We start from the raw sequence: 16,940 nt of genomic DNA, 5'->3' as shown, positions 1-16,940 counted from the left end.
GTTACCTCAAGTAACACCTACCGGGGAGGGCAACCGATGAGGGTCGCCGATCGGGAGAAGACAGCGGAACGGCTCCTCAAGTCGTCCGCCGAGAAGTTCTACGACCCCGAGGTGGACATCGACTGGTCCGCACCTCTGGTCGACGGTCTCTTCTACATCCCTGAACAGCGCATTTCGCTCTACGGCACGCCTCTCTACGACTCGCTGTCGCAGGAGCAGCGCATCGAGCTGTCGAAGCACGAGCTGGCGTCGATCGCGTCCGTCGGCCTGTGGTTCGAGCTGCTGCTCATGCAGATGCTCGTGAAGATGGTCTACAACACCGACCCGACCACGCGGCACGCCCAGTACGCGCTGACCGAGGTCGCCGACGAGTGCCGTCACTCGACGATGTTCGCGCGCCTGGTCGAGCGGATCGGCTGCCCGGCCTACGGGCCCACGCGCCACACGCACCGCATGGGCAAGCTGCTGCCGATCATCGGCTACGGCCCCGCGATGTACGGCTCGATCCTGGTCGCGGAGGAGATCCTCGACCGGTTGCAGCGCGAGGCGATGACCGACGACACCATCCAGCCGCTCGTGCGGATGGTGAACCGGATCCACGTGCTGGAAGAGGCGCGGCACGTGCGGTTCGCCCGCGAGGAGCTGCTGCGGGGCATGTCGGAGCTCAAGGGCTACGAGCTGCCGTACCAGAAGTGGCTGGTCGGGTACGTGTCGATGATGATCACGCGCGCGATCATCAACCCCGCCGCGTACGCCGCCGTCGGGCTGGACGTGCGCGAGGCGCACCGGGTCGCGCTGGGCAACGAGCGCTTCCAGGAGACCATCCGCTGGTCCGGCGAGCGGATCATGACGTTCCTCGACGAGGCCGGACTCGTGGGAAGGCCGGGGATGCGCTCATGGCGTCGCTCGTTCTTGATCGGCTGAACGTGGTCACGTCGGGGACTTCGCCCTCCGACGTGACCGCGGTCCTGCTGCACGGCTGGACCATGGATCTGACCACCTGGGACCGCGTCGCCGCCGCACTGCCTGGCCGGGTGGTGCGCTACGACGTGCGCGGTCACGGTGGTTCGGCCGGTGGCACCGGGACGATCTCCGAGCTGGCCGACGACCTGGCGGCCGTGCTGGAGAAGCACGTTCCGACGGGCCGGATCGTGCTGGCCGGCCATTCCCTGGGCGGCATGACGATCATGGCGCTGGCCGAGCAACGGCCAGAGCTGTTCGCGCGGGTGTCCGGGGTGGCGCTGATCGCGACGTCGTGCGGGAACCTGCCCCGGCAGAGCGGTGTCGAGCGGATTGCCGGGAAGTGGCTGGTCAACCGGCCCAAGGTCGGGTTCGGGCGGCTGATCGCGCCGGGGTTGCGGGTGACGTTCGGGCGTCGTCCGCGCTGGGCCGACGTGCGCGCGGCCGCGGCGATGGCGGGCAACACGAGCGGTGCGGCGTTCGTCGGGATCCGGGAGGAGCTGACGCTGCACCAGCGGCGGGAAGCGCTTGCCGTGCTGGCGGACATCCCCGCGGTCGTGATGGCCGGTTCCTGGGACGTGCTCACGCCGATGCGGCACTCGCGGGTGCTGGCCGAGGCGTTGCCGGGCGCGCAGTTCGTGATCTATCCGAAGACCGGGCACATGTTGCCGCTGGAACGGTCCGAGGACGTGGCGAGACGGATAGCCGCACTGATGTGACGAAGAGGGGCCCGCGCTCGCGGGCCCCTTTCATCGTTGTCAGTGCTGGAGCGGGAAACCGCCACCGATGCCGCGCCACGCCAGGTTCGAGATCAGCGCGACCGCGTCCTCCTTCGGCACCCGCCGGTTGTCCGCGAGCCACGAGCGAGCCGTGACCTGCGACAGCCCCACGAGTCCGACGGCCAGCAACCGGGCACGTTCGGGGTCGAGCCCGGCGTCCGCGGTGATGGTGTCGGTGATGGCGTCCACGGAGTCCGTGGTGGCGCGCTCGACGGCCGACTGCACGGACGGTTCGGAGCGCAGGTCCGACTCGAACACCATGCGGAACGCCTGGCCCTCGCCGTCCACGAAGTCGTAGAAGGCGGCCACGGCGGCGCGCACGCGGAGCTTGTTGTCCGTGGTGGAGCCGATGGCGGTGCGGACACGGCCGACCAGCTCGTCCACATGGGACTCGAGGAGCGCCATGTAGAGCTCCAGCTTGCCGGGGAAGTGTTGGTACAGCACCGGCTTGGACACGCCCGCGCGCTCGGCGATCTCGTCCATCGCCGCGGCGTGGTAGCCGTTGGCGACGAACACGTCCTGCGCCGCTGCCAGCAGTTGCGCGCGGCGGGCGGTGCGCGGCAGTCGAACGCCCCTGCCTGCGGGTGCGCTCTGCGCCGTCTCCGTCATGGTGCCTCCAGCACGAGTGATCCGGCCGTCGGAGAGGGGTTGCCAGACCGAGGCTGAGAGCAACCTTACTCGCTGGTAGCCCACATCCGGGAACCATCTTGGCGTTCTTTCCCGCATCCTGGTCCGGTGAGCACCATCATTCCCGCCCCGTTGTCCACGGTCGCGCTGCCGCCGCTGGACAAGACCCAGACGCCGTGGCCAGGTGAGTTTCACCAGGTCGACGCCCACGAGGTGCACGTGAGGGTCACCCCTGGCGACGGGCCGCCGGCCGTGTACGTGCACGGGCTTGGCGGGTCCGCGACGAACTGGACAGATCTCGCGGCACAGCTGAAGGACCATGTCAGCGGCTACTCGATCGACCTGCCGGGGTTCGGCCGGTCGGAGCCGATTCCCGGCTACGACTTCAGTCTCGCCACGCACGCCCGCACGGTGATCAAGTACCTGGAAACGCTCTCACAGCCGGTGCACCTGCTCGGCAACTCCATGGGCGGCGCGATCTCCGTGATGGTCGCCGCGAGCAGGCCGGATCTCGTGAGGACGCTCACGCTCGTCTCGCCGGCCGTGCCCGACCTCAGGCCGCGCCTCGACCGCATGTCCGATCCGCGGATGGCGCTCGCCGTCCTGCCGATCATCGGGTCGAAGGTGCGCCGCGAGCTCGCGAAGCTGAGCGCGCACCAGCGCACCAGGCAGATGCTCGAACTGTGCTTCGCCGACCCGAGCGTGGTGCCCGACCACCGCATCGAGGAGTCGATCAGGGAGAACGAGGAGCGCGCCCGGCAGAAGTGGGCGGGGCAGGCGCTCAACCGCAGCACGTTCGGGCTGATGCAGAGCTGGCTCACGCCCGGTCCGCGGTCGCTGTGGCGGCTGCTGCCGTTGGTCAAGGCGCCGACGCTGGTGCTCTGGGGCGAGAACGACCGGCTCGTCAGCGTGCGGAAGGGGCCACGAACGGCGCGGTCGCTGCCCAAGGGGCGACTGCTGGTGCTTCCCAAGACCGGCCATGTCGCCCAGATGGAACGGCCCGCCACCGTGGCGAGGGCTGTGCTGGGCATGTGGGAGGCGGTCGATCGACACTCATGGTGATGAACGACGGCCATACGGGGGATGTGGGACCCTGGACCACGTGAATCGCGCCCCCGAGCGAGGACGTACTGCTCCGCCCGCTGACCGCTACCGTCGCGGCGAGCGCCGGACCAGCGCGGAACCGCTCGCGGCCGCCTGGGAACCGGAGGCCACGCAGGCCCTGCGAAGGCCGCGCAAGCGCCGCGGCGTGAAGAAGCTCGTCGCCAACTACGGGTGGCGGATCTACGCGATCCCGGTGCTTCTCGTGCTGACCGCGCTGGTGGTGCTCGACACGGTCCAGCCCAAGACCCCCGCGATCGGTGGCACCGGCTCGAACGTCGCCGAGACGCCCCCCAGCACGCCAGAGGTGCCCGCCACCGAGCTGCCGGCCAAGAAGCCCGACCTGAAGATCCCCACCGCCGAGTTGCCGGCCGGCCCGGACTTCTCGCAGGACGGCGTCGGCACGTTCAAGGTGATCGCCGGCAACGGCCCGCGCGTCGGCGAGGCGAACGCGCCCAAGTTCCGCAAGTACGCGATCGCCGTCGAGGACGGTGTGAAGCCCGCCGACTACAACGACGACGCGGCCGCGTTCGCGCGCACGATCGACGGAATCCTGTCCGACCCGCGCAGCTGGGTCGGCACCAAGCAGGTCGCGCTGCAGCGGGTCGAGGCGAACCAGAACCCGGACTTCTTCGTGGCGCTGACCACCACGAAGACGACCCACACGCTGTGCGGCAAGGAGATCCCGTTCGAGACCTCCTGCTGGAACCCCGGCACCAAGCGCGTGATCATCAACGTCGCCCGCTGGGTGCGCGGCGCCATGGTCTACGGCCCTGACCTGGCCGGATACCGCACCTACGTGATCAATCACGAGGTCGGTCACGCCCTGGGCAGCGGCCACGCGGCCTGCGCGGAGAACGGCGCGCCCGCCCCCGTGATGATGCAGCAGACGTTCGGAGTCTCGAACGACTTCGTCTCGCAGCTCAACGCGGGCCAGGACGTCGTCCCCGCCGACGGCAAGGTGTGCACGCCGAACGCGTTTCCCGCAGGCTGAGACAGCTTTCCAACGGGGAAGAGTCGAGGCAGGGTAGACGTTGTCTCGGACACGGAGACATTCGTCGAGGAGGACCAGCATGGCGCTTCCGCCGCTCGTTGAGCCAGCCGCGGAGCTGACCAAGGAAGAAGTCGCGCGCTACAGCCGCCACTTGATCATCCCGGACGTCGGGGTGGACGGGCAGAAGCGGCTGAAGAACGCGAAGGTGCTCGTCGTCGGCGCGGGCGGCCTTGGTAGCCCGGCACTGCTGTACCTGGCCGCGGCCGGGGTCGGCACGCTCGGCGTCGTCGACTTCGACGTCGTGGACGAGTCGAACCTGCAACGCCAGGTGATCCACGGCCAGTCCGACGTCGGCCGCCCCAAGGCGGAGTCGGCCCGCGACTCGGTCGCCGAGATCAACCCGTTCGTCAAGGTGATCCTGCACCAGACGCACCTCAACTCCGAGAACGCGCTGGAGATCTTCCGCGACTACGACCTGATCCTCGACGGCACCGACAACTTCGCCACCAGGTACCTGGTGAACGACGCCGCGGTGCTGCTGGGCAAGCCGTACGTGTGGGGTTCGATCTTCCGGTTCGAGGGCCAGGTCAGCGTCTTCTGGGAGGACGCCCCGGACGGCCAGGGCCTCAACTACCGCGACCTCTACCCGGAGCCGCCGCCTCCCGGCATGGTCCCGTCGTGCGCCGAGGGCGGCGTGCTGGGCGTGCTGTGCGCGTCGATCGGCTCGATCATGGTGACCGAGGCGATCAAGCTGCTCACGGGCATCGGCGACCCGCTGCTGGGCCGCCTGATGGTCTACGACGCGCTGGAGATGTCCTACCGGACCATCAAGATCCGCAAGGACCCGGAGTCGCCGAAGATCACCGAGCTGATCGACTACGAGGCGTTCTGCGGTGTCGTGTCCACGGACGCGCAGCAGGCGGCCGCGGGCAACACGATCACGCCCCTGGAGCTCAAGCACAAGCAGGAGTCCGGTGAGGACTTCCTGCTTGTGGACGTCCGCGAGCCGCACGAGTACGAGATCGTGAAGATCCCGGGCTCGGTGCTGATCCCGAAGGACAGGATCCTGTCCGGGGAGGCGTTCTCCGAGCTGCCGCAGGACAAGCCGCTGGTGCTGCACTGCAAGTCCGGCGCTCGTTCGGCGGAGGCGCTCGCGGCGCTGCACAAGGCGGGCTTCAAGGACGCCGTGCACGTCGGCGGCGGTGTGCTGGCGTGGGCCCGCGAGGTCGACCCCAGCCTGCCAACGTACTAGTGGTGGTGGGTGCTTTCGGGTGTGTCAGCGCCCGAACGCACCCGTCAACCTTTCGGCTTTTCGGGTGGCGGCGCGAATTGCGGTGTGCTCGCGTCCACCACCCGGAAGGCCCAAGCAGGTAGCGTGCCGAGCCGTGACCCGGTCCCCCGAACCGCCCCCAGCGCACGTGCGTGCGGCGTTCGGGGCACGTGACGCCGAGCCAGAGCTCATCGACGGCGGCCCCGCCTGGCGGTGCGGCGACGCCACGATCAGGCCCGCGCCCAGGCCCGCCGAGGCCACCTGGATCGCCAAGACCCTCGACGGTCTGGACGTCCACCACCTGCGCATCGGCAGACCCCTGCGTTCCACGGACGGCAGATACGTCGTCGGCGGCTGGTCCGCCACCAAGTTCCTCGCCGGCCGGGCCGAGGCGCGTCACGACGAGGTCATCGCCGTCGCCCAGCGCCTGCACCAGGCCACGGCCGAGCTGCCCAAGCCCCGTTTCCTCGACGCGCGCACCGACGTGTTCGCCGTCGCCGACCGCAAGGCGTGGGGCGAGGAGGACGTGCCGCTCGACGCCGACCTCGGCGGCCGGCTGTTCGACCTGCTCAAGGACGCGCAGAAGCCGCTCAACCTCAAGCCGCAGGTCGTGCACGGCGACCTGTTCGGCAACGTGCTGTTCGCGGGCAACGCGCCGCCGGCCGTCATCGACTTCACCGCCTACTGGCGTCCCGCCGAGTGGGCCGCCGCCGTGATCGCCGTGGACGCCGTCGCGTGGGGCGGCGCCGACTCCGGCCTGTTCCACCGGTGGAGCCATCAGGCCGAGTGGGAGCAGGCGCTCGTGCGCGCGATGCTGTTCCGGCTGGCCGTGCACGCGCTGCACCCGTTGTCAACGCCACAGTCCTTTGCGGGCTTGGAACGAGCTGCTCACCAGGTGACGGCCCTGCTCTGAGCGGGCCATTTTCCACTGACGAAACATTGCGGAGCATCGCGTTAACGCGGGCTTCTTAGCGTCAGCGGCGTGACCCATTGCCCCTACTGCGCGCTGCAGTGCTCCATGAGCGTCATCGACGGCCAGGTGGCCCCTGGTCCCGGTGGGCTGTGCCAGAAGGGCTGGACGGCGGGGGAACTCCTGCGTCATCCCGGCCGGCTCACCACGCCCCTTCTGCACGGTCAGCCGGTGTCCTGGGACGAGGCGCTGGACTTCGTCGCGGCGCGGATCAACTCCTACGAACCCGACGAGGTCGCCGTGTTCGGCGGCGGCGGGCTCACGAACGAGAAGGCCTACGCGCTCGGGAAGTTCGCCCGCGTCGCCCTGAAGACCTCGCAGATCGACTACAACGGCCGGTTCTGCATGTCCTCGGCAGCCGCCGCGGGCAACAAGGCGTTCGGGCTGGACCGCGGGCTGCCGTTCCCGCTGACCGACCTGCGCGGCGCCGACACGGTGCTGCTGGCGGGCTCGAACCCGGCCGAGACCATGCCGCCGTTCCTGCGGCACCTGGAGGGCGCGCGGCTGATCGTCATCGACCCGCGCCGCACGCCGACCGCGGAGCGCGCGACGTTGCACCTGCAGCCCGCGCCGGGCACGGACCTGGCGCTGGCACTGGGGTTGCTGCACACCGCGGTCATCGAGGGCGTGATCGACAAGGAGTACATCACCTCCAGGACCTCGGGTTTCGACGAGGCGTGGCGGGTGGCGGCCGGCTGGTGGCCCGAGCGCGTCGAACGCGTGACGGGCGTGTCCGCCGCCGACCAGCGCGCCGCGGTGCACATGCTGGCCGGGCGGTCGTACGTGCTGACCGGGCGCGGCACCGAGCAGCACGCGTCCGGCACCGACAACGTCTCGGCGTGGATCAACCTGGCGCTGGCGCTGGGACTTCCCGGCCGGGCAGGTTCCGGGTACGGCTGCCTGACCGGGCAGGGCAACGGCCAGGGCGGGCGCGAGCACGGCCAGAAGGCCGACCAGTTGCCCGGCTACCGCAAGATCGACGATCCCGTTGCGCGGCAGCACGTCATGGACGTCTGGGACGTGTCGTGGCTGCCCGGTCCGGGGCGCAGCGCTTACGAGCTGCTGATGGCGGACGACATCAAGGCGATGCTGGTGTTCGGCAGCAATCCGGTCGTGTCCGCGCCGCGGGCGTCCGGTGTCGTCGACCGCTTCAAGGAGCTGGACCTGTTGGTGGTGGCGGACTTCGTGATGTCGGAGACCGCGGCGATGGCCGACGTCGTGTTCCCGGTGACGCAGTGGGCCGAGGAAGACGGCACGATGACCAACCTCGAAGGCCGGATCATCAGGCGCCGCAAGGCACTCGACCCGCCTCCCGGTGTCCGCAGCGACCTGGAGTTGTTGCACGGACTGGCTTCACGGCTCGGCGTGGGCTCGAAGTTCCCCGTCGCGCCCGTCGAGGTCTTCGAGGAGCTGCGCCGGGCGTCTGCCGGCGGTCTGTCCGACTACTCCGGCATCACCTACGAGCGGCTGGAGTCCGAGCAGCTGCACTGGCCGGTGCCGTCGGTGGATCATCCCGGCACACCGAGGCTCTTCCTCGACGAGTTCGCGCATCCCGACGGCCTGGCGCGGTTCATCCCCGTCGACCACCGCGGCCCCGCCGAGCCGCCGGACGAGGAGTTCCCGTTGCAGGCCACCACCGGACGGGTGCTGCAGCACTACCAGTCGGGGGCGCAGACGCGGCGGATCGGCGAGCTGCTCGCGGCCGTTCCCGAGATGTACGTGGAGGTGCACCCCGACACGGCATCACGGGCTGGGCTTGCCTCCGGTGAGTCCGCGCACGTCGTGTCCCGGCGGGGAACGGTGACGGCGGTCGTCCGGTGCGTGCCGAGCATGCGCGCCGACGCGGTGTTCCTGCCGTTCCACTTTCCCGGTGACGGCCGGGCGAACCTGCTCACCAACCCCGCGCTCGATCCCACGAGCCGGATGCCCGAGTTCAAGGTCTGCGCTGTGCGATTGGAGCCGGCATGAGGCGAGTAGTGATCGTCGGGTACGGCATGGCAGGGGCGCGGCTGGCGGACGAGTTGCGCCGGCGGGACCCCGAAATCTCCATCACCGTGATCGGCGCCGAGCCGCACGCCGCGTACAACCGAGTGCTCCTGTCGACCGTCGTGGCGGGCTCGATGACGCCGCAGTCGACGCGGCTGCACGACGACAGGTGGGCCGCGGACCACGACATCGACCTGCGGCTGGGGATCCAGGTGCGCGAGATCGATCGCGCCGGCCGGACGATCGACGGAATTCCCTACGACTCACTGGTTCTCGCCACCGGCAGCGTTCCCTGGGTGCCGCCCGCCGAAGGCCTGGTGGAGGACGGCAAGCTCGCCCCCGGTGTCGTCGCCTTCCGCACCCTCGACGACTGCGCCGAGATCGAGGCCAAGGCCCACAAGGGGGCACCCGTCGCGGTGCTCGGCGGCGGCCTGCTCGGCATCGAGGCCGCGCGTGGCCTGGCCGGACGCGGTTGCCTGGTCACCGTCGTGCACCCGGTCGGCCACCTGATGGAACGCCAGCTCGACCCCGGCGCCGGCAGCGTTCTCGCCCGCACGCTCGGCAAGCTCGGCATCGAGTTCCGGCTGAACGCCATGGCCGCCAAGTACCTCCCCGGCGACGGCCTGATCCTCGACGACGGCACCCACGTTCCCGCCGAACTCGTCGTGGTGTCCGCGGGTGTGCGCGCCGAGACGTCGCTGGCGGTGAAGGCGGGACTGACCGTCGATCGCGGCATAGTCGTGGACGACGCGTTGCGCACCAGCGACCCGCGCATCCACGCGATCGGGGACTGCGCCCAGCATCCCGGCACGGTGTCGGGACTGGTGCAGCCCGCGTGGGACCAGGCAGCCGTGCTCGCGGACCGGCTGACCGGCGCGAACCCGGCCGCCCGCTACCGGGGGACCTCCGTCGTGACGCGGCTGAAGGCCCGGGACGTCGACCTGGCGGCGCTGGGCGACGTGCACACCGACGTCGACTGCCCTGACTCGGAGGTCCTGTGCTTCCAGGAACCCTCGCGCGGCCGGTACGCGAAGCTCGTGCTGCGCGACGACCGGGTGACGGGCGCGATCGTGCTCGGCGCGCCGGACGCGGCCGCCACGATCACCCAGCTCTACGACCGGGGCATTCCCGCGCCGACCGACCGCCTGGCGTTGTTGCTGGGCAGGGCGCTGCCCGCCGAGGCCGCGTCACCGGCCGACCTGCCGTCCAGTGCGGTGATCTGCCGGTGCAACACCGTCTCCAAAGGACAGATCGTGTCGGCCTGGCGGGCGGGCGCGGAGTCGTTGCCGCAGCTCGCGGAGGCCACTCGCGCGACGACCGGGTGCGGTGGCTGCAAGGACGCGGTGTGCGGACTGATCGACTGGCTCGGGGCCTCACAGCCCGCCCCGGCGTGATGTGCGGTGGAGTTGCCGCCGCCGTCATCGGCCAGAGCGCCCTGGTAACGCGCGTTTCTTAGGTTTCCCGGCAACGCCGACCCCGCGGAGGACTTCAATGAGCTGGATCGACCACTGGGAGCCGGAGAAGCCCGAGTTCTGGGAGAGCAGGGGCAAGCGGATCGCCCGCAAGAACCTCGCGTTCTCCATTCTCGCGGAGAACCTCGGTTTCAGCGTCTGGGTGCTGATGAGCATCGTCGTCGTGAGCCTCGGCTCCGTCGGCTTCGCCTTCAGCGTCGGCCAGCAGTTCTGGCTGCTGATCGTGCCGAACCTGGTCGGTGCCGCGTTGCGGGTGCCGTACACGTTCGCGGTGCCGCGCTTCGGCGGCCGGCTGTGGACGACGATCAGCGCAGGGCTGCTGCTGATTCCGTGCGCGATGCTCACCTACGCGGTGTCGACGCCGGGCACGCCCTACTGGTTCTTCCTGTTCACCTCGGCCGCGATGGGCCTCGGTGGCGGCAACTTCTCGTCGTCGATGGCGAACATCTCGTTCTTCTACCCCGAGGGCAAGAAGGGCCTGGCGCTCGGCCTGAACGCGGCCGGCGGCAACCTCGGTGTCGCGATCACGCAGCTCGTCGTGCCGATCGTGATCACCATCGGGACCGGGATCCACCTCGCCTACGCGGCGTTGATCTGGATGCCGTTCATCGTGGTGGCCACGGCCTGCGCGTGGTTCTTCATGGACAGCCTCACCCAGGCCAAGCCGGACGGGCAGTCGTACAAGCTCGCCCTGTCGAACCCGCACACCTGGGTGATGTCGTTCCTCTACATCGGCACCTTCGGGTCGTTCATCGGGTTCTCGTTCGCGTTCCCGTCGCTGATCAAGATCAGTTTCGTGGACTACAAGGGCTGGGTGGCGCTCGCGTTCCTCGGCGCGCTGATCGGCTCGGTGGCCCGGCCGCTCGGTGGCTGGCTCGCGGACCGGATCGGCGGCGCGAAGGTGACGCTGGGCACGTTCGTCGGGCTCGGGCTGGGCACGGTCGGCGTGATCCTCAGCGTCGACCTGCGGAACTTCGCGTTGTTCTTCGGTTCGTTCATCGCGCTGTTCGTGCTGGCCGGAGTGGGCAACGGCTCGACCTACCGGATGATTCCGGCGATCTTCCGCACCCAGTCCGACGACGACAAGTCCGCGAAGCGCCAGGCCGCCGCCGTCGTCGGCATCGCGGGTGCGATCGGCGCGGCCGGTGGCGTGCTGGTGAACCTCGTCTTCAAGTTCTCGCTCGAAGGGGCTTCGAAGAGCCTGACGCCCGCGCTGACCGCGTTCCTGGTCTTCTACGGGCTCTGCGTGGGCACCACGTGGTGGTTCTACCTGCGGCGCAACGTGTTCGCGGAGCGTCCTTCGCTCGCCTACGCCGGCGTGTGACGCACACCGCGCTGAACTGCGAAGAGAGTTTCCTTTAACAACCGCGAAATGTTGCGGACCTTGGGATGACACGCCGCCCGGTGAGCATACCGGGCGAAGGAGGGATGCCCGATGACCCAGACCCTGGTCGTGATCGGCAACGGCATGGTCGGCCACCGGCTCGTTGAGATCCTCCGTGACTCCTCGTGGCGGATCGTGGTCTTCGGTGAGGAGACCCGCCCCGCCTACGACCGCGTCGCACTGTCGTCCTATGTGGACAGCTGGACCTTCGCCGATCTGGAGCTCACGCCGCTGAGCGGCTGTGAGATCCGGCTCGGCGAGAAGGTCGTGTCCGTCGACCGGGAACGTCGCGTCGTGGTCGGTGCGTCCGGTGTCGAGGTCACGTACGACGCGTTGGTGCTGGCCACCGGTTCGGTGCCGTTCGTGCCGCCCGTTCCCGGTCGCGACCTGCCCGGTTGCCACGTGTACCGGACGGTGGACGACCTGGACGACATCCGGGCGACGATCGAGGCCGCCGACCGGCCTGGACGGCACTCCGGCATGGTGCTCGGCGGTGGTCTGCTCGGGCTCGAAGCGGCCAACGCGTTGCGCGGCATGGGAGTCTCGCCGCACGTCGTGGAGATGGCGCCGCGGCTGATGCCGATCCAGGTCGACGAGGGCGGTGCCGGGCTGCTGAAGCGGCTGGTCGAGAAGCTCGACCTGACCGTGCACACCGGCACCTCGGCTTCCTCGATCGAACGCGACGGCACGCGGTTGATCGCCAAGCTGGCCAACGGTGTCGAGCTGGACCTCGACGTCGTGGTGTTCAGCGCGGGTATCCGGCCGCGCACCGATCTGGAGCTGGGGCTGGAGCTGGGGCCGCGCGGCGGCTACCTGGTCGACGCCGCCTGCCGGACCGCCGATCCGCGGGTGTTCGCGATCGGCGAGTGCGCTGCGGTCGACGGTGTGACGTACGGACTCGTGGCTCCCGGCTACGCGATGGCGGAGGCCGTCGCGGACCAGCTCGGCGGCGGCTCCAAGGTGTTCCCCGGTGCGGACATGTCGACGAAGCTGAAGCTGCTCGGGGTGGACGTGGCGTCGTTTGGTGACGCGCACGCCCAGACCGAGGGCGCGCTGGAGGTCGTGGTCAACAACGCGGTCGCCGGCACCTACAGCAAGCTCGTGGTGTCGGATGACGCCAAGACCCTGCTGGGTGGCGTGCTCGTCGGTGACGCGTCGTCCTACTTGTCGCTGCGGCCGTTGGTGGGCAAGGAAGTTCCGGCGGCACTGCTGCAGCCGGGCGGGGCCGTCGACGTCGAGATGCCCGCGGATGCGCAGGTTTGCTCGTGTCACGCGGTGACCAAGCAGACGATCACCGACGCGATTCAGTCCGGTGTCGCCTGCGATGTCGCGGAGCTCAAGGCGTGCACCAAGGCGGGCACGGGTTGTGGCTCGTGCGTGCCGATGCTCAAGAAGCTGCTGACCGACTGCGGTGTCGAGCAGTCCAAAGCGCTGTGCGAGCACTTCACGCACTCGCGGGCGGAGCTGTTCGAGATCGTCCGTGCCACCCGGATCACCACCTTCAGCGACCTGGTCGCGAAGCACGGCAGCGGCCGCGGCTGCGACATCTGCAAGCCGGCGGTGGCGTCGATCCTGGCGTCGCTGAACAACGGGCACATCCTCGGCGAGGCTCAGGTCTCGTTGCAGGACACCAATGACAGGTTCCTGGCGAACCTGCAGCGCAACGGCACGTACTCGGTCGTGCCGCGCATCCCCGGCGGCGAGATCACGCCGGAGAAGCTGATCGTCATCGGCGAAGTGGCGCGCGACTACGGTCTCTACACGAAGATCACCGGCGGTCAGCGCATCGACCTGTTCGGCGCGACCGTCGACCAGCTGCCGGAGATCTGGCGCCGGTTGGTGGACGCGGGCTTCGAGTCCGGGCACGCGTACGGCAAGGCGTTGCGCACGGTGAAGTCCTGCGTCGGCACGACCTGGTGCCGTTACGGCGTGCAGGACTCGGTCGGGCTCGCCATCGAGCTGGAGCTGCGCTACCGGGGCCTCCGGTCGCCGCACAAGCTCAAGTCGGCCGTCTCCGGGTGCGCCCGCGAGTGCGCCGAAGCCCGCAGCAAGGACTTCGGTGTGATCGCCACCGAGAACGGCTGGAACCTCTACGTCGGCGGCAACGGTGGCTTCACGCCCCGGCACGCGGACCTGCTGGTGTCCGATGTGGACACAGCGGAGCTGATTCGGATCATCGACCGGTTCCTGATGTTCTACATCCGCACGGCGGACCGGCTGCAGCGCACCTCGGTGTGGTTGGAGGGGCTCGACGGCGGTCTCGACCACCTGCGCGAGGTCGTCGTCGACGACAAGCTCGGCATCTGCGAGGACCTGGAAGCGGCGATGGCGGAGCACGTCTCCGACTACGCCGACGAGTGGCGCGGGGTGCTCGAGGACCCGGAGAAGCTCGCTCGCTTCACGTCGTTCGTCAACGCCCCCGGCACTCCTGACCCCACGATCGAGTTCCGTTCCGAGCGTGGTCAGCGCGTCCCCGTTCAACTCGGCATCCCGGAGGTCGTCAGGTGATCGTCTGTGACTTTGGTGTGTTGCGTCCGGAACAGGGTGTCGCGGCGTTGCTGCCGGACGGCTCTCAAGTGGCGGTGTTCCTGACCGCTGACGGCTCCGTGCACGCGTTGGACAACATCGACCCGTTCAGCGGGGCCGCGGTGTTGTCACGGGGCATCGTGGGCGACCGCGGCGGCGTTCCCGTCGTGGTGTCGCCGGTCTACAAGCAGGCGTTCGAGCTGGCGACCGGCAAGTGCCTGGACCAGCCGTCCGTTTCCGTTGCCGTGCATGAAGTGCGAGTGCGCGACGGCGTCGTGGAGCTGACATGACGGGTCCTTTGGCGGGCTTCACCATCGGCGTCACGGCGGCTCGCCGTGCCGATGAGCTCATCGCGATGCTGGAGCGCAAGGGTGCTTCGGTGTTGCACGGGCCTGCCTTGCGGATCGTGCCTCTGCCTGATGACGCGACCCTGCACGCGGCGACGTTGGAGCTCGTGGCGTCGCCTGTCGACGTTGTCGTCGCTACTACGGCCATCGGGTTCCGCGGGTGGTTCGAGGCTGCCGAGGGGTGGGGGCTGGCCGGGCGGTTGCACCGGGCGTTGGAAGGCGCTGTGGTGTTGCCGCGCGGCCCCAAGGCCAAGGGGGCGGTTCGGGCGGCCGGGCTGGTCGAGGCCTGGTCGCCTTCGTCCGAGTCGAACGCCGAGCTGTTGCAGTACCTGTTGCGGATGGGGGTGTCCGGTAAGCGGGTTGCTGTGCAGTTGCACGGTGAGCCGCTGCCGGACTTCGTGAACACCTTGGCGGCTGCTGGGGCCGAAGTCGTCGAGATTCCTGTTTATCGGTGGGAGCCACCGGCTGATCTCGGTCCGTTGCAGCGGTTGATCGAGGCTGTGATGGCGGGGCAGGTGGATGCTTTGACGTTCACCTCGGCGCCTGCGGCTTCTTCCGTCCTGCGGACGGCTCCCGATCACGGGGCTTTGGTTTCTTGTCTGCGTCGGGATGTTCTGGTCGTGGGGGTCGGTGCGATCACCGCTGGGCCGTTGGTGGCTGCTGGGATTCCCGTTGTGCAGCCTGCTCGGTCCCGGATCGGGTCGATGGTCCGGGAGTTGGCTCTGGAGTTGCCTTCGCGGGCGTTGCGGTTGCGGATTGCTTCTCTGGACATGGAGATGCGGGCTCAGGCCGTGGTGATCGACGGTGAGTTGCGGCCTGTCGCTCCTGCGCCGATGGCCGTGTTGCGGACCTTGGTCGCCGCTCGTGGGCGGGTGGTTTCGCGCCAGGAGTTGTTGGCTGCTCTGCCTTCTGGTGGCGAGGAGCATGCTGTGGAGACTGCGATCGGGCGGTTGCGGACCGCTCTGGGGTCTCCGCAGATGGTGTGCACTGTGGTGAAACGTGGTTACCGGCTTGCGATGGAGCCTGCGTGAAACTTGTGCTGGCGTTTCATGGGACGCGTGATCCTCGCGGGATTGCGGTGTGTTCGGAGATCGCTGCCTTGGTTCGTCCTTCGGTGGACGTTCCGGTGGAGGTCGCGTTCGCGGACGTGGTGCAGCCTGACGTTCGGTCCGTTGTGGACGGGCCCTGTGTCGTGGTGCCGGTGTTCCTGGCTGCCGGGTATCACGTTCGTGTGGACATCCCCGCGCAGATCGGGCGGCGGCCTGGGGTGGTGCTGACGTCGCCGTTGGGGCTGGACGCGGTGCCGGCTGTGCGCGATCGGTTGCGGGAGGCAGGTGTCCGCCGCGGCGATGCAGTAGTGCTCGCCGCGGCGGGATCGTCTGATGCGCGGGCGTTGGCGACCGTGCGTGCCGCGGCTGCGTTGATCGGGGCTTCTGCCGTTGGGTATGTGGCGACCGCGACGCCCCGCGTGCCCGACGTCGTTGCCGGGCTGCGGGGGCGTCGCGTGGCCGTTGCCTCGTGGCTCTTGGCACCTGGGGCATTCCACGGGTCGCTCGCCGAGTGCGGTGCGGATGTGGTTTCCGAACCGGTCGGGGCGCATCCTCTTGTGGTCGATGCTTTGTTGCGCAAGTACTACGAGGCTCGGGCGGTTTTGCTGCGAACAGCATGAGGGGTGGTTGGGAACGGCCTCAATGGAACTGTTCCATTGGACGGTTTGACAGGGATTGAGTTTCGCTTGCGCGGGTCGGCTTGTGCTTGCGGGTGCCGGTTGCGTGCGGGCCGTTCCTGTTCCAGCGGGGTTGGTCGCGTTCCGTGCGAGTGGCCGCCTTGCGAGGGGTGGGCGCGCGGGTCGTGACGAAGTGCGGGGTTGCGATTGGGGCTTGACCTTGAGCCTATAGCTGGGTGCACCGCTACCCAGGCGGCAGAGGTTCGGACGGCTCGCTTCGCATCGCCGCGCCAGGCTTCGTACGTGGTTGCTTTTGTGGGGCCGCGCCTGTTGGCACCGCGCGGGTCGTTTTGCGTTGGCGGGCCTCGGCCGTGCGGGCGGTCGTCGCGTTCCAGCGGAGGGGGCGCCTGCCGTGCTCGCGTCGCCTTGCGGGGTGGGCACGTGGGTCGTGCGGGTAGCACCTTGTGAGGGGATCGCTCCGCCTCGTCTCAACCCGGCCTCGGCCCCGCCTCGGGCCCGCCTGAGGCCTCTACCAGAGGCCCGGTACCTCGGGCTCCTCCTTGCGGGCGTCCTCCCAGCGGTACTCCCGCAGGTTCACCTTGCCGTCGAGGTTCGGGACGCCCTCTTCGTGCAGCATTTGGAGTTGCGTGTCGCGGAGGTGCTGGGCGCAGGTGCCGTCGGCTTTGAGCACGCGTTGCCACGGCAGGTCGTGGCCGTCCTCGTTGAGGATGCGGCCTACCAGCCGTGGCGACGGCGCCTTTGCGAGATCTGCGATGTCGCCGTACGTGGCGACTCGTCCGCGTGGGATCGCCTTGATGAACTCGCGGACTCGCTCGTGGATCTCTTCGTCCATGCGGT

15 protein-coding genes are annotated in these 16,940 nt (G+C 69.1%); 13 read left to right on the top strand and 2 right to left on the bottom strand.

From position 1 onward, the window contains the following. Nucleotides 1-36 precede the first annotated feature (36 nt). Nucleotides 37-924, top strand: a complete 888-nt coding sequence (locus SK854_RS38935) for an AurF N-oxygenase family protein (protein WP_319980159.1) — start codon at nt 37-39, stop codon at nt 922-924. Continuing rightward, entirely contained in the window at nt 897-1,679 is a 783-nt protein-coding gene (locus tag SK854_RS38930) for an alpha/beta fold hydrolase (RefSeq protein WP_319980158.1), read from the top strand. Before SK854_RS38935 ends, SK854_RS38930 begins: the two co-directional genes overlap by 28 nt. 39 nt (nt 1,680-1,718) lie before the next feature. On the opposite strand, the gene SK854_RS38925 is transcribed toward SK854_RS38930, so the two are convergent. Beyond that, nucleotides 1,719-2,348 (bottom strand): TetR/AcrR family transcriptional regulator, encoded by a 630-nt coding sequence (locus SK854_RS38925; RefSeq protein ID WP_093602306.1) that lies wholly within the window; start codon nt 2,346-2,348, stop codon nt 1,719-1,721. 126 nt (nt 2,349-2,474) lie between these two features. On the opposite strand from SK854_RS38925, the gene SK854_RS38920 reads away from it, so the two are divergent. The 11 genes from SK854_RS38920 to SK854_RS38870 all read left to right on the top strand — a co-directional run bounded on the left by SK854_RS38920 (nt 2,475) and on the right by SK854_RS38870 (nt 16,085). Then, entirely contained in the window at nt 2,475-3,428 is a 954-nt protein-coding gene (locus tag SK854_RS38920) for an alpha/beta fold hydrolase (RefSeq protein WP_319980157.1), read from the top strand. A gap of 40 nt (nt 3,429-3,468) precedes the next feature. Further along, nucleotides 3,469-4,461 (top strand): DUF3152 domain-containing protein, encoded by a 993-nt coding sequence (locus tag SK854_RS38915; protein ID WP_319980156.1) that lies wholly within the window; start codon nt 3,469-3,471, stop codon nt 4,459-4,461. Nucleotides 4,462-4,540: 79 nt separating this feature from the next. Continuing rightward, nucleotides 4,541-5,713, top strand: coding sequence for an adenylyltransferase/sulfurtransferase MoeZ (moeZ, locus tag SK854_RS38910; protein ID WP_319980155.1), 1,173 nt, complete (start codon nt 4,541-4,543; stop codon nt 5,711-5,713). A gap of 133 nt (nt 5,714-5,846) precedes the next feature. Beyond that, complete coding sequence (locus tag SK854_RS38905) at nt 5,847-6,644, top strand: TIGR02569 family protein (protein ID WP_319980154.1); 798 nt, start codon at nt 5,847-5,849, stop codon at nt 6,642-6,644. 105 nt (nt 6,645-6,749) lie between these two features. After that, on the top strand, nt 6,750-8,669 hold the full coding sequence (locus SK854_RS38900) for a molybdopterin oxidoreductase family protein (RefSeq protein WP_319980371.1): 1,920 nt from the start codon (nt 6,750-6,752) through the stop codon (nt 8,667-8,669). Beyond that, on the top strand, nt 8,666-10,081 hold the full coding sequence (locus SK854_RS38895) for an FAD-dependent oxidoreductase (RefSeq protein WP_319980153.1): 1,416 nt from the start codon (nt 8,666-8,668) through the stop codon (nt 10,079-10,081). The genes SK854_RS38900 and SK854_RS38895 overlap by 4 nt, the downstream gene beginning before the upstream one ends. A gap of 97 nt (nt 10,082-10,178) precedes the next feature. Next, nucleotides 10,179-11,483 carry a nitrate/nitrite transporter gene (locus tag SK854_RS38890; RefSeq protein WP_319980152.1) on the top strand — a complete coding sequence of 435 codons (1,305 nt, stop codon included), beginning with the start codon at nt 10,179-10,181 and terminating at the stop codon, nt 11,481-11,483. Between the two features lie 111 nt (nt 11,484-11,594). After that, nucleotides 11,595-14,051 carry a nitrite reductase large subunit NirB gene (gene nirB / locus SK854_RS38885; RefSeq protein WP_319980151.1) on the top strand — a complete coding sequence of 819 codons (2,457 nt, stop codon included), beginning with the start codon at nt 11,595-11,597 and terminating at the stop codon, nt 14,049-14,051. After that, nucleotides 14,048-14,359 (top strand): nitrite reductase small subunit NirD, encoded by a 312-nt coding sequence (gene nirD / locus SK854_RS38880; RefSeq protein ID WP_319980150.1) that lies wholly within the window; start codon nt 14,048-14,050, stop codon nt 14,357-14,359. The genes nirB and nirD overlap by 4 nt, the downstream gene beginning before the upstream one ends. Then, nucleotides 14,356-15,447, top strand: coding sequence for a uroporphyrinogen-III synthase (locus tag SK854_RS38875; protein ID WP_319980149.1), 1,092 nt, complete (start codon nt 14,356-14,358; stop codon nt 15,445-15,447). The genes nirD and SK854_RS38875 overlap by 4 nt, the downstream gene beginning before the upstream one ends. After that, nucleotides 15,399-16,085: a sirohydrochlorin chelatase gene (locus tag SK854_RS38870; protein WP_319980148.1), complete on the top strand. Its 687-nt coding sequence runs from the start codon at nt 15,399-15,401 to the stop codon at nt 16,083-16,085. Before SK854_RS38875 ends, SK854_RS38870 begins: the two co-directional genes overlap by 49 nt. A 526-nt stretch (nt 16,086-16,611) precedes the next feature. Here SK854_RS38870 and SK854_RS38865 read toward each other — a convergent pair. Further along, entirely contained in the window at nt 16,612-16,935 is a 324-nt protein-coding gene (locus tag SK854_RS38865; RefSeq protein WP_319980147.1) for an MGMT family protein, read from the bottom strand. Between the last annotated feature and the right edge of the window lie 5 nt (nt 16,936-16,940).

Source organism: Lentzea sokolovensis (assembly GCF_033949975.1).
Lineage (GTDB): Bacteria > Actinomycetota > Actinomycetes > Mycobacteriales > Pseudonocardiaceae > Lentzea > Lentzea sokolovensis.
This window is presented reverse-complemented; position numbering and strand designations above follow the sequence as displayed.

Bases quoted from the DNA above. Each gene is read 5' to 3' on its own strand.
- SK854_RS38935 (WP_319980159.1), top strand. From the start codon at position 37: ATGAGGGTCGCCGATCGGGAGAAGACAGCGGAACGGCTCCTCAAGTCG.
- SK854_RS38930 (WP_319980158.1), top strand. From the start codon at position 897: ATGGCGTCGCTCGTTCTTGATCGGCTGAACGTGGTCACGTCGGGGACT.
- SK854_RS38925 (WP_093602306.1), bottom strand. From the start codon at position 2,348: ATGACGGAGACGGCGCAGAGCGCACCCGCAGGCAGGGGCGTTCGACTG.
- moeZ (WP_319980155.1), top strand. From the start codon at position 4,541: ATGGCGCTTCCGCCGCTCGTTGAGCCAGCCGCGGAGCTGACCAAGGAA.
- SK854_RS38900 (WP_319980371.1), top strand. From the start codon at position 6,750: ATGAGCGTCATCGACGGCCAGGTGGCCCCTGGTCCCGGTGGGCTGTGC.
- SK854_RS38895 (WP_319980153.1), top strand. From the start codon at position 8,666: ATGAGGCGAGTAGTGATCGTCGGGTACGGCATGGCAGGGGCGCGGCTG.
- SK854_RS38890 (WP_319980152.1), top strand. From the start codon at position 10,179: ATGAGCTGGATCGACCACTGGGAGCCGGAGAAGCCCGAGTTCTGGGAG.
- nirB (WP_319980151.1), top strand. From the start codon at position 11,595: ATGACCCAGACCCTGGTCGTGATCGGCAACGGCATGGTCGGCCACCGG.
- SK854_RS38875 (WP_319980149.1), top strand. From the start codon at position 14,356: ATGACGGGTCCTTTGGCGGGCTTCACCATCGGCGTCACGGCGGCTCGC.
- SK854_RS38865 (WP_319980147.1), bottom strand. From the start codon at position 16,935: ATGGACGAAGAGATCCACGAGCGAGTCCGCGAGTTCATCAAGGCGATC.